The organism is Halobacillus sp. BBL2006, assembly GCF_000786645.1.
Lineage (GTDB): Bacteria > Bacillota > Bacilli > Bacillales > Halobacillaceae > Halobacillus.
In genome coordinates this window covers 1-12,974 of record NZ_JRNX01000120.1, presented here as the reverse complement: position 1 = coordinate 12,974, position 12,974 = coordinate 1, and the positions used below count along the sequence as shown (strand labels likewise).

9 protein-coding genes are annotated in these 12,974 nt (G+C 42.0%); 8 read left to right on the top strand and 1 reads right to left on the bottom strand.

The window, feature by feature from the left end; translation table 11 throughout:
- From LD39_RS04450 to LD39_RS04425, 6 genes are all read left to right on the top strand, one after another.
- A partial coding sequence (locus LD39_RS04450) for a class I tRNA ligase family protein (RefSeq protein WP_035543310.1) occupies window positions 1-1,826 on the top strand: 1,826 nt, incomplete at its 5' end.
- 150 nt (window positions 1,827-1,976) lie between these two features.
- On the top strand, window positions 1,977-2,423 hold the full coding sequence (locus tag LD39_RS04445) for a PH domain-containing protein (protein ID WP_035543305.1): 447 nt from the start codon (window positions 1,977-1,979) through the stop codon (window positions 2,421-2,423).
- A 246-nt stretch (window positions 2,424-2,669) separates the two neighbouring features.
- Window positions 2,670-3,452 (top strand): SurA N-terminal domain-containing protein, encoded by a 783-nt coding sequence (locus tag LD39_RS04440; RefSeq protein ID WP_035543307.1) that lies wholly within the window; start codon window positions 2,670-2,672, stop codon window positions 3,450-3,452.
- 356 nt (window positions 3,453-3,808) lie between these two features.
- A complete protein-coding gene (locus tag LD39_RS04435; protein WP_035543303.1) occupies window positions 3,809-5,170 on the top strand; it encodes a sigma-54-dependent Fis family transcriptional regulator in 1,362 nt (453 codons plus the stop codon).
- Between the two features lie 101 nt (window positions 5,171-5,271).
- Complete coding sequence (locus LD39_RS04430; protein ID WP_035543301.1) at window positions 5,272-6,669, top strand: YjiH family protein; 1,398 nt, start codon at window positions 5,272-5,274, stop codon at window positions 6,667-6,669.
- Between the two features lie 10 nt (window positions 6,670-6,679).
- Window positions 6,680-8,005, top strand: coding sequence for an aspartate aminotransferase family protein (locus LD39_RS04425; protein WP_035543298.1), 1,326 nt, complete (start codon window positions 6,680-6,682; stop codon window positions 8,003-8,005).
- A gap of 162 nt (window positions 8,006-8,167) precedes the next feature.
- Here LD39_RS04425 and LD39_RS04420 read toward each other — a convergent pair whose 3' ends face one another.
- Window positions 8,168-9,103, bottom strand: coding sequence for a glycerophosphodiester phosphodiesterase (locus LD39_RS04420; RefSeq protein WP_035543295.1), 936 nt, complete (start codon window positions 9,101-9,103; stop codon window positions 8,168-8,170).
- 255 nt (window positions 9,104-9,358) lie between these two features.
- Between LD39_RS04420 and LD39_RS04415 the strand changes: the two genes are divergently transcribed.
- Both LD39_RS04415 and LD39_RS04410 read left to right on the top strand, forming a co-directional pair.
- Complete coding sequence (locus tag LD39_RS04415) at window positions 9,359-11,329, top strand: PhoX family phosphatase (RefSeq protein ID WP_081988293.1); 1,971 nt, start codon at window positions 9,359-9,361, stop codon at window positions 11,327-11,329.
- 316 nt (window positions 11,330-11,645) lie between these two features.
- The gene (locus LD39_RS04410; protein ID WP_035543293.1) at window positions 11,646-12,908 is read left to right on the top strand and encodes an ammonium transporter; all 1,263 of its coding nucleotides are present in this window, start codon (window positions 11,646-11,648) and stop codon (window positions 12,906-12,908) included.
- Window positions 12,909-12,974 lie beyond the last annotated feature (66 nt).

Below are 12,974 nucleotides of genomic sequence, written 5' to 3'. Positions count from 1 at the left end.
GGCACCCAAGCCATATCAAGGATGGCCGTTTCGGTAACTTCCTTGAAAACATGGTCGACTGGAATATCGGACGTAACCGCTTCTGGGGTACACCGCTGCCAATCTGGATCTGTGATTCATGTGATCACCAGTACGCACCGCACAGCCAGGCTGATCTTCAAGAGAAAGCCATCGGAGAGATCGGCGATGTCGAGCTTCATAAGCCGTATGTCGATCGTGTACAGCTGAAATGTGAGAAGTGTGAAGGCACGATGAACCGTGTTCCTGAGGTCATCGACGTATGGTTCGACAGTGGATCTATGCCTTTTGCCCAGCAGCACTACCCGTTTGAGAATCAAGATCAGTTTGAAAAACAGTTCCCGGCTGACGTCATCTGTGAAGGAATTGACCAAACACGTGGATGGTTCTACAGTCTCCTTGCTGTATCCACTCTATTCACAGGGAAAGCGCCATACAAACGCGTTCTTTCTACGGGTCATATCCTTGATGAAGAAGGACGCAAGATGTCGAAAAGTAAAGGGAATGCCCTGAATCCGACAGACTTAGTCACGAAGTTCGGAGCCGATGCCTTCCGTTGGGCGCTTCTTGCTGACAGTGCACCTTGGAATAACAAACGTTTCTCTGAGCGTGTCGTTGTCGAAGCAAAATCGAAAGTGATCGATACTCTTGTAAATACTCACGGTTTCTATACGTTGTATGCCAACATCGATGGTTATGAGTTCGATAAAAATGAATCCGGAGAGAAGACGCTTCTTGACCGCTGGGTGCTATCCCGCCTGAACAGTGTGACAGCTGTCGTAGGTGAAGCGCTTGATGATTATGATTTCACAAAAGCAGCAAAAGCTCTTGAAAAATATGTGGATGAAGTAAGTAACTGGTACATCCGTCGTTCCCGTGACCGTTTTTGGGAAGAAGGTATGACGGAATCCAAGAAAGCGGCCTATCACACGCTTCATGAAGTGCTAGCTGGATTGAGCCAGCTAATGGCACCATTCACACCGTTCTTAGCAGAAGACATTTATCAAAACTTAATGGGAGAAAGTGTGCACCTCGCATACTTCCCTAAAGTGGACAATGCCGTCGTCGACCAGCAGCTGGAACAAGATATGGATGCGGTCCTTCAAGTGGTCGAGCTTGCGCGTGGTGTGCGTAACACTGAATCGATCAAGACGAAACAGCCACTTTCTGAGCTTGTTGTCATCCCAGTCAACCCTGACCAAGGAAAAGCACTGGAGAAATACAGCAGCATCATTCGTGATGAAATCAACGTCAAAGAAGTTGTCGTAAAACAATCTTCTGATGACCTTGTACGTTACGAAGTGAAGCTGAACTTCCGCGCAGCAGGTCCAGTCCTTGGTAAGAATGTAGGCGTCGTGAAAGGTTATTTAGAAAAACTTTCTGACGATGAAGCGGCAAAAGTCGTTCAAGACGAAAAAGTTGTCGTTCCAACAGGAGACGGAGACGTTGAAGTAACGATGGATCTGTTAAATGTAGAACGTGTAGCTGACTCTGGTCTATCCATGGGATCAAACCAGGACTTCCACGTCGTTCTAGATACAACGATCACAGAAGAGCTCCGCCTTGAAGGCCTCGCTCGTGAAGTGATCCGTGTTATCCAGGATGATCGTAAGAAACAGGATCTGCCAATCGATCTTCGTGTTGACATCGCACTTGATGGTGACGAAGATGTGAAAAAAGCGATCCAGCAAAACGAAGGGCTGATCCGTGAAAATGTCCTCGTGAACAACCTGACTGTAGGAGAAGCAGACAATATGAAAGAATTTACTGTAGGGGATAACCAGGTGAAGGTAGCCTTGCAAAAGTAAATAAAAACCTTAAGACCTGAGCTGTTGATGCTCAGGTCTTTCTTTTTGTTTATAATGGCAGACTATCATCGTTGATAAAATGTTAGAATTTTGAAATAATTAAATTGATCGAAAAAAGGAAATTTAAAATGTAAAAAGGAGGCTAATGGTTTGGTATTCAAGGCAGAGAGAGACAGGTTTTTCACTGCTTTTATAATAAAAGTGTCTGTAAACATGACCCTGATGTTGATTTTTCCATTCATCTTTGCTCCTGAGTTCACTCACAACATTCCTTTTACTTTGGTATGGTCTACGATCTACATATATCTACTAAGCACCATCATCTTCACAACGATCAATATTAAGTATGTCTTTCGCCATGAATATCTTCATGTAAAAGGAGGTCCTTTTAGTAAAAAAGTTCCGTATGCGGCGATTTTCAAGGTGACATCCACACCAGATATCTATGAAGGTCGCAGAGTAGTAACCGCTGGTGACGCTTTAGAGATTTTTTATGAGGAAAAGAAAGCGAAAAGTATTAAAATCACTCCGAAAGATGAAAGCAGATTCCTCGATTTACTAAAATACCATAGTCCCCAGGCTAAACTTATAGTTTGATCAGAGGGCCTGAGTAAGTGATCTCAGGCTTTTTTTATGCTTCAATCATTGGTGAAGACCCGACACATTAATTACACACTTTTTACGAATTTTGTTTAATTGAAGGGTGAAAACTCACTCGAAGCCTATGTTGTCGCGGAAGAGCCCTATCATTAAATTGTAATAATCTATGATTTTGCGAAAATGGATGTTTACAGGGCAGATGGATCTGTTACAATGGCAACCAGCATGAATCACAAAGGAGACATGACATTGAATAAAAAACTATTAAGTTTCATGTTGGCTGCCCTTATCGCTCTATTAGCTGCATGTGGAGATGAAGGATCCAACGCTGAAGATAAAAATAAACAAGAAGATGCAAAACAAGAACAAGCAAGCGGTGAAAAGGCAAGTGGTGAAAAAGCAAAAATGCCTGAGCCTGATTTAGAAGGAGTACCTGACGTCGTTGCTAAAGTAAACGATGAAGAAATTAAGAAAAAAGAATTTACAGAAACGTATAAGTCTCAATTCCAGCAAATGGCAATGCAATCTCAAATGACTGGTAAAGAAGTGGACCAAGATAAATTAAAGAAACAAGTGGCTGAAAGCTTAGTAGGTCAAACACTTCTAATCCAGGAAGCGAACAGTCGTGATTTCACAATCTCTGAAGAAGAGAAGAACAAGAAGTTAGAAGAAATCGCTAAACAGCAAAAGCTTGAGTCAAAAGAAAAATTCTTGGCTAAATTGAAAGAGCAAGGAATGAAAGAAGAAGAAGTCATGTCTCAGGTTGAAAAACAAATGAAGCTTGAGAAACTTCTTGCAGCAGAAGCGGGAAACCTAGAACCGACGGAAAAAGAAATGAAAGAAGCCTATGAACAGATGAAGAAACAGCAAGAAAAAGCAGGTGGAGAAAGTAAAAGCAAAGTACCTTCTTATGAAGAAGCCAAACCGATGATTAAACAACAATTGTCCGGTCAAAAAGAAGCACAAGCTTATCAAAAACTTGTAGAAGATCTTAAGAAAGATGCAGATGTAAAAGTGAACGTATAATAGAAACGACGAAGACCAGCCCCCTTTGATGGGCTGGTCTTTTTTTTGGCGTTTTTTGTGGTGTCAGGTACGCCGAGGGTGAGAATTCGTACCTGGCACCATCGAGCTTGTTTTCGGTACCAGGTACCTGAGAAGGACAGACCGATACCTGACACCACCCCCAGACACCACCCCTCCACCCAGGATAAAAGAATAAATATGCAAATTAATAAATAAATACACAAATAAATGCATCTTTATGTTACGATATATACACTAAGTATTCATTAGTGAATATATTGAGAATTTTCAAACTACATATGGTTGTAGCGTTTCGAGCTTGTTATTATTCAGATTTGAATAAGGGGAGCGGTCGGATGACAGAGTGGGATGAATACAAGACAATCTTTCATTCTCTTCAAGAGGATATCCTCGTAACGAAGACAGATGGAACGATAGTGAAAGTAAGTGAAGGAACTGGTGCTGTGTATGATGTTAAATCAGATGATCTGATTGGGAAATCCGTTTACGATCTTGAGAAACAAGGGCTGTTTACACCGTTGGCAACACCGATGGTGGTTGAAAAGAAAGAACGAGTTACTTTTGTCCAGACCGTTGCAGGCGGTAAAAAACTTCTCGTTACTGCATTGCCTGTTTTTGATGATGATAAAAAGCTTGTTCGTGTCGTCAGTTACTCTCATGATGTGACGGAGTTAATGGAAATCAAAGCCGGCATGGAAGAAATGACGGAGGAAATGGAACGGGTCCGAAAAGAGCTCGATCAATTGAAGCAGCAAAATGAAGGTGACTTTATTGCTAAAAGTGAACTGATGCGCAAGATTATTGCGACAGCCAATCAAGTTGCCGGTGTAGATGTAAACGTCCTCCTACTGGGGGAATCGGGTGTGGGAAAATCTGAAGTAGCGAAAATGATCCACGAAAAGAGCGAGAGAGCAGTTGGACCGTTTATTGAAGTCAATTGCGGAGCCATTCCCGATTCGTTGTTTGAAGCCGAGCTGTTCGGTTACGAATCCGGTTCTTTTACCGGAGCAACCAAGGGTGGTAAAAAGGGATTTGCAGAAATGGCGGATGGAGGCACGTTGTTTTTAGATGAGGTCGGTGAACTCACTCTTTCCAATCAGGTGAAGGTCCTCAAATTAATTCAGAACAAATGCTTTTATAAGGTAGGTGGACGCCAAGAAATAAACGCTGATTTCCGATTGATCAGTGCGACGAATAATCGTTTGAAGGAATCAGTAGAAAAGAAGTTGTTCCGGGAGGATCTGTACTTTCGGCTCAATGTTGTACCTATAACCATCCCTCCGTTGAGGGAGAGAAAAGAAGATATTGTACCACTGATACAATATGCGCTAGATGTTTTTACAAAACGTTATAAAAGAAAACGAACGTTAAGTAGAGAAGTTCTGCTTGACCTGACAGAGCTGGAGTGGAGAGGGAATGTAAGGGAACTCACTAATTTGATCGAGCGGCTTGTGGTGACATCTCATACTTCTATCATTCTGCCTGAAGATTTACCTGATAACTATAAAAGGGAAGATACTTCTTATTCAAAAATGAATAATTTTCAAGAATCTTTACCTAAAACACTTGAAAGAGTAGAAAAAGAAAAACTTCAAAAAGCCAGATTAGAATATAAAACAACAACAAGGATGGCTGAAGTATTAGGGATTAGTCAACCTAGTGTAGTCAGAAAAATGAAAAAATACAGAATAAAATGATAATTTGGCACAATTCTTGCATGTTACTGAGGGTGAGAGAGGAAGATCTTTTGCCTTTTTTTATTCAGTTGTTCATAAAAACTTTTTAAGGAGTGTGAAAGATGGAGGTAAAGCAGAAGAAAACGTTTGAAGAAGGACAGTGGGCTCAAGAAACAGGGAATAACAGATCAGCGCGCAATTTTTCTTGGTTTCTAATCCCGTCGCTAATCGGTGTGTTGTTGTTTCTTCTTCCGATTCCATTTGGTGGGAAAATCACAATTGGTGTAGGGGTGATGGCGGAGACGGTCCAAGCGTATATGGAACCGGTCCTTCCGAGTCTTATGTCGGGAATCCTTGTTGTTTCAGCGTTGCTTCCGATAGTCGCTAGAGTGGTTAAACCCCGGATGATTATGGAAAAGCCTTTTATGAAGCAATTATTCTATGTAAATACATTTTGGACGGTCACCCGTGTGGTCGGTGCTATTTTTGCTCTTATGACCTTATTTAGTGTTGGACCAGAATTTATTATTTCAGATGTGACGGGCGGAACGATGCTTTACTCGCTTGTACCTGTGCTTGCGGCTTGGTTCTTATTTGCGGGGATCCTGATGCCGTTATTAATGGAATTCGGATTGATGGATTTTATTGGAACTATGCTGCGCAGGGTGATGAGACCTGTATTTAAGCTTCCGGGTCGTTCTTCTATTGATGCGCTTGCTTCCTGGATGGGAGCGGGGACGGTAGGAGTACTGATTACTACGAAGCAGTACGAAGAAGGTTACTATACGAAACGCGAAGCTTCCATTATTGCTACAAACTTTTCTATTAACTCGATTGCTTTCAGCCTTGTTGTCATCAGCTTTATCGGATTAGAGGAATATTTTGTTCCTTTTTATCTGACAGTAGTTGTAGCGGGATTAGTCGCAGCCTTCGTTTGTCCTCGTATCCCGCCGCTTTCTAAAAAAGAGGATACATACTATGAAGGGACAGGCATGAAGATCTCTGAAGATACGCCGGAAGGCATGTCTAATTTTCAATGGGGGCTTGAAAAAGCTCTTCATAAAGCATCGGAGGTCAAAGGTGTAAAAGATGTCGCGAAGCAAGGTGTGCAAACCGTTCTAGACATTTATTTTGCTTTGATTCCATTAGTGATGGCCCTGGGGACAGTAGCTTTAATTATTGCTGAATTCACCCCATTTTTCACTTACTTATCCATGCCGATTGTACCGATTCTCCAATGGATGCAAATTCCAGAAGCTGCTCAGGCTGCTCCAGCTATGCTCGTTGGATTTGCGGATATGTTCCTGCCTGCTGTTATAGGGGCTGGGATTGAAAGCGAACTGACTCGGTTTGTCATCGCCGCCATCTCTCTTACGCAGCTGATCTACATGTCAGAAATCGGAATCTTGCTTGTTAAATCGAAAATTCCTATCTCTGTAGCAGAATTAGCGATTATTTTCTTGCAGCGTACAGTGATTACACTTCCGATCATCGTTATTATTGCGCACTTTATATTCTAGGAGGATATCTATGAAACCAACATTCCAAGATTTATATAACCGTATGACTGATTTACTTGCCCCAAGCATGGCGAAAGACCATCCGAATCTTCCTGTCGTAAAAGAAGAAGGCTGCTACTACTATGGAACGGATGGAAAAAAGTATTTGGACTTTACCTCTGGGATTGCAGTTGCTAATACAGGGCACCGTCACCCTAAAGTCGTTCAAGCGATTAAGGACAGCACAGATCAGCTCATGCACGGTCCTTCGGGTGTAATCATGTATGATTCTATATTAAGAGTTGCGGATCGTCTTCAAGAGTTACTGCCAGGAAACCTTGATTGCTTCTTTTTTGCAAACAGTGGAACAGAAGCGATTGAAGGCGCTCTGAAGCTTGCTAAATATGCGACGGAAAGACCGTATGTCGTGTCGTTTACTGGATGCTTCCATGGAAGATCGCTAGGTGCCCTTGGCGTCAGCACTTCGAAGAGTAAGTACCGCAAGTTTTTGCAGCCGAATGGATTAACGTATCAGCTCCCTTATGCTGATATTGAAGGATGTCCTGAAGGGGAAAATGTTGCTGAGTATTGTGTGAACAAGCTGGAAAAGGATTTCGAGATGCTCTTCGATCATCAAGTGACTCCTGAAGAAGTCGCTTGTGTCATCGTTGAACCTGTCCTTGGGGAAGGAGGCTACATCATCCCTCCGAAGGAATGGCTGCAAAAGGTTCGTGAGATTTGTGACCGGCATGGAATGCTTTTGATATTTGATGAAGTCCAAACGGGATTTGGAAGGACGGGTGACTGGTTTGCTGCCCAGACCTTTGGGGTCACTCCTGATATTATGGCAATTGCAAAAGGAATCGCTTCAGGAATGCCGCTGAGCGCTACGGTTGCCTCCAAAGAACTGATGAGCAAATGGCCGATGGGGACTCATGGAACAACGTTTGGCGGCAACCCAATTGCATGTTCCGCAGCTCTTGCAACATTAGATGTCATAGAGGAAGAAAAACTTGTTGATAATTCTAAGCAACTCGGTGCTTATGCGCTGGACCGCTTGAAGGAAATCAGGGAAAATCATAAGGTCATCGGAGATGTTCGTGGTGTTGGTCTAATGATCGGAATCGAAATCATCGATCCTGAAACAGGGGACCCTGACGGCAAAGGAATGATGCGAATATTGGATTTATCTCTTGAAAAAGGTGTTTTATTCTACTTATGCGGGAAACATCAGGAAGTCATCCGCATGATTCCGCCTTTAATTGTTACGAAGGAACAGATTGACCAAGGGTTGGCGGTCTTTGAAGAAGCTGTAATGGACTATGAAAAAGAAAGTAATATCGTGTCTATTATTTAAATGATGTTTGAGGGGTATTTTATTGGACAATACGATATTTCTTTGGGAGCAATTGAATACCGTCTACTATAATTAACATCAAAAGTTCCTTAATTGTCAGGAACAATAGTAAAGAAGCCGCTCAGCTTTTTCGCTGAGCGGTTTTTTACTTATATCGTACTCTTACTTCCTATGATTCTCTTTTTGAGATGTCTTTAATAGATCGTGTAATTGATCCGGAAAATTGGTAAACATCCCATCAACCCCTAGATCAAGGAGGTTCTTCATGTTTTCTTTTTTGTTCACAGTGTAAGGGTGAACGATGAGACCGCGGCTATGGGCTGCTTCCATAAAAGTTGGAGTCACTAGCTTTTGGTTAGGACCCAGTCCATCCGCATACGTAGAAATCTCATCAAATTTATCGTGTAATTCACTCTCATCTTCTGGTACAGATCCTGCTAGCTGAATAAGGGGTACATCATTAGGAACCATTGTATTTAATTTTTTGAGGCTATCAGCACTAAATGATTGTAGAATCACATCACCCTGCTCAAACATGTGATTATCCTGTAGCGTATGGACAAGCTTCTCTTCCATACCTGGATAAACATCCGGTGCTTTTGTTTCTATGTAAACACCGACATCCCCTTTACCGTAATGCTTCGCTACATCAAGGGCTTCTTGAAGAGTAGGAACTTCGAGGCCTTCATATTTGTTTTTGGCGTACTCTGGGTGAGTTTCATTGAACCATGACCCTGCGTCAAGGTTTTTTATTTCTTCCAGGGTAAAATCTCTCACAGCCCAAGGTGCTCTTTCAGGGTAAACTTCCTCGATATTAGTTGTGCGATCGAGTGTGGTGTCGTGAAGGGCGACAAGCTCCCTGTCTTTGGTCATTTGTAAATCAAATTCTACGTAATCGGCATTCAATCTGATTGCTTTTTTGTACGACTCTAGTGTGTGCTCTGGCGCATACCCAGAAGCTCCCCGGTGACCGATGACAGTAACATCTGAAATGGGTTCAAGCACAGGTGCTGAATCAGCATGAGCACTTGTTGTCGAAATTGAGAAAATAGACATCACCAAACTAAATAAACAGACGAACGATGAAAACTTAGACATCACCTCTACACTCCTTTTCTGTTAATCTCAACCATCATTGTAATAGTAGTTTATAAATGTAAGATTTTACTACAGTAAATGATTGTTAAGAAAAATAGAAAGAAGGTCTCACTTGCAGGTGTATGGATGTATATTGAAATCTAATTGTAATTAGACCATTACTTTATCTTAATAATTTCTACTATAAATTCATACTGACTTCAAACTCCCGTGTTTTAATGGAAATCGAAATCATTATTCGAGGAGGAAGTAAAAATGAAGAAACGACTAACTATCGGCTTTTCTATAGCATTGCTAGCTTCATCATCTATGACAGTAATGGCGCAGTCCGATCACGGGCACCAGTATGGAAACAAAGCACACAAGGAAGTCCAAAGTGTAGAATTCAACTCCATGGACGCTCCTTCCACCATTGAAAATATGGTAAAAACTTACACAGATGCCACTGTAAAAGTTACATATAAAGATGGCACTGAAAAAGAACTTCCGCTAAAGTATGACCAGCTTTACCTTACAAAAGACAAAATCGTAGAAAACAACGGTGAGATGATTCCGGCGGGTACGCCTATCGATGTTAATGGCGATCCTATCATTGATAAAAGCGTCCCTGAAGACCCGTCCTACTTTATTTCAGATGCTCCGGATTCAAATAGTTTAATAACTAAAGGGAATAAAACCTATATGATTTCTCATTTTGAATACGATTCTCAAAACAATGCTGGAGAAAGTGTTTCTGGTCTGCCGGCATCCATGACGCTGACAGAATTGAAACGTGATGAGAAAACCGGGGAACTTACAGTGAAAGATGCTGAGAAAATTGACTTTTCTAATGTAGATGGGTTATGGGTTCCGTGTAATGGTTCCACAACCGATTGGGGAACTCATTTAGGATCAGAAGAGTATGAGCCAGATGCACGTGCGTTCGAAAACGAGGAAAGTGACGCTTACAAGGAAGTCACTAACTTTGCAGAATATTACTTTCATGACGCTTCAAAAGCTAACCCATACTTCTATGGATGGATTCCTGAAATCTCTATCTCAAAAAAAGGAGAGACTTCAGTAGAAAAACACTATAGCACCGGCCGTTTTTCCCACGAAATGATGAAGGTGCTTCCGGATAATAAAACAGCTTTGTTTGGAGACGATGGCGGCAATACGATGTCGTTCATGTATGTGGCAGATGAGAAAGAAGATTTTTCGTCTGGTACACTTTATGCGGCGAAATTTGAACAAACAGGTACGGAAAAAGGTGGTTCCGGTGATTTGAACTGGATCAAACTGGGACATGCATCTGATAAAGAAATTTCAGAGATTGTCCATAGTGGTGTGCAATTCAGTGATATTTTCGAAACCTCTGAAGAACCTGCTCCAGGATTTACGGCAGTGAAGACGAATTCCCATGACGAAGTGGAATATTTGAAAGTGAAACCTGGAATGGAAAAAGCGGCAGCGTTCCTAGAGTCTCGTCGTTACGGAGCTATCAAAGGGGCTACAGCCGAATTTAATAAGATGGAAGGTCTCGCCGTGAACGAAGAAGACCGTAAAGCGTATATGGCGATTTCCTACCAAAGTGGAAGCATGGAGAAACAGGAAGGTGCTATCCAGGACGATATTCAACTTCCGAAACTTGATTCTGGCGTGACTTATGAACTGAATCTGGAAAAAGACCAAAAAGACTCCTCTGGTGCTCAAATTGACAGTGAATATGTTCCTGCGAATATGCACGGATACATTGTAGGGAAAGACCTTGAGGCGCCTGACGCACTAGGAAACACAGCTGATCCGGATTTAGTAGCCAACCCGGATAACCTTAGCTACTCAGATGATTTAAATACGCTATTTATTGGTGAAGACAGTGGCATGCATACAAATAATTTTGTATGGGCATATAATGTTGATGATGAGGAGCTATCTAGAATTCTTTCTGTACCAGTCGGTGCAGAAGCAACAGGTTTAAGTGCTACAGATGGTAATGTACTCAGCAATTACCAGCATCCCGGTGCTGATATTGATGAGAAAGAGATTACAGCGGTTGATAAAGAAAAATTAGAAGAGGCTATGAGAGAAACTTTAGGTATTATGGAAACTGGCGGAGTTGGCTATATTTCTGGAATTCCTGGTTTCGACGATAAACCAATACACGGTTATGAAAAAAATAAAGACGGCCGAGACGATGGGAAACACGGAGATCATGATGATCACGACCATGAAGACCATAATGAATAAGAAGATTTAACAGCTTACCATAATAAAATAACTTGGTGAATGACCCGAATCATTGGAGCTTGGGAAGACTCCTTTGGTTCGGGTTTTTAATTTTGATGTAAGAACAAGTCGACTATGGATCAGTATTAAAAATATCGAGGAGTCCGGATGCAATATAATTAAATATGATTTGTAAGTTTATTAAGCTTTAGATAGGAAGCTTTTTCGCATCCATGTAAAAAATCCTGACATGACTGTTGTGTTAATTTTCAGACTTTGCTAAAATCAAACTTAACACTAATTGTTAAGAAATCTAACATAAAGGGGATAGCATTAAATGGATGCGACGTTTTTAATGAATAACTTATGGATCATCGTAAGTGCGATTCTTGTTTTGCTCATGCAAGGTGGATTTATATTGCTTGAAGCTGGATCTACAAGAATGAAAAATGCCGGCCATATTGCTGGTAAGACGGTTTTTACTGTAGGAATCGTGTCGCTTGTGTTTTGGGCGTGTGGGTATGGCCTTATTTATGGAGAAGGAAATGCGATCGTAGGGTTCTCTAATTTTTTCTATGGTGACGCAACGACGATGGGGGAAGGACTTGCGGGATCCGTTGATTTTCTGTTCCAGCTTGCTTTTGCGGCCATCGCTATGACGATAGCCTTCGGAGGCTTTGCGGAACGGGCGAAATTAGTCGCCTACGTCATTTTTGCTATTCTGTTTTCTGTTTTAATTTATCCTGTAATTGCTCACTGGATTTGGGGCGGCGGTTGGTTGGCCGAACATGGAAAGCAGGATTTCGCGGGTTCGACGGTGGTTCACTTAACAGGTGCGATGGCGGCACTTGCAGCAACGATCATATTGAAACCGCGTATCGGAAAATATAATAAAGATGGTTCATCTAATGAGATTGCCGGACACAACCAAGTGTTTACAGCGTTGGGTGTCTTGATTCTTTGGGTAGGTTGGTTCGGATTTAATGCAGGAAGTACATTTGGTGTAGCGGATGCTTTCTTTGGTTATGTTGCTTTAAACACTCAATTGGCAGCTGGAGCAGGAGCTGTCGGTGCGATGCTGATGGTATGGGCGGTAACAGGAAAAGCCGATGTGCCAACCACATTGAATGGAGCGCTCGCTGGACTTGTTGCTATTACCGCTTCTTGTGCTTTTGTAGAACCGTGGGCTGCTGTTGTGATTGGTCTTGTAGGCGGAGCCTTCGTATTCTTCAGTATGAGATTTTTTGATAAGAGAAGAATTGACGATCCGATTTTTGCCCTTTCCGTTCACGGAACCGTTGGTGTATGGGGGACGCTTTCTAATGGGCTGTTTGCAACACCGGAATTGGCTACCGTTGGACGTCCGGGGTTATTTTACGGTGGAGGTTTTGAACAGCTAGGAGTTCAAATTTTAGGTGTTGTGAGCTGTGGTCTCTATGCATTTATTGTTTCCTACATCATTTTGAAGGTTATGGATAAAGCAATGGGAGGCCTTCGTGTTACAGAAGAAGAGGAAATTATGGGTCTTGACTTGAGTGAACACGGTGGATACGGATACCCTGAGAATCTATCTCCTCCTAATTCCAAGTCTGGAGCATAAACATGAATAAAAGGAATGGATACTAGTGTTTAATACGTATGAAAAGATTAAGGAGTGGCGGGAAAA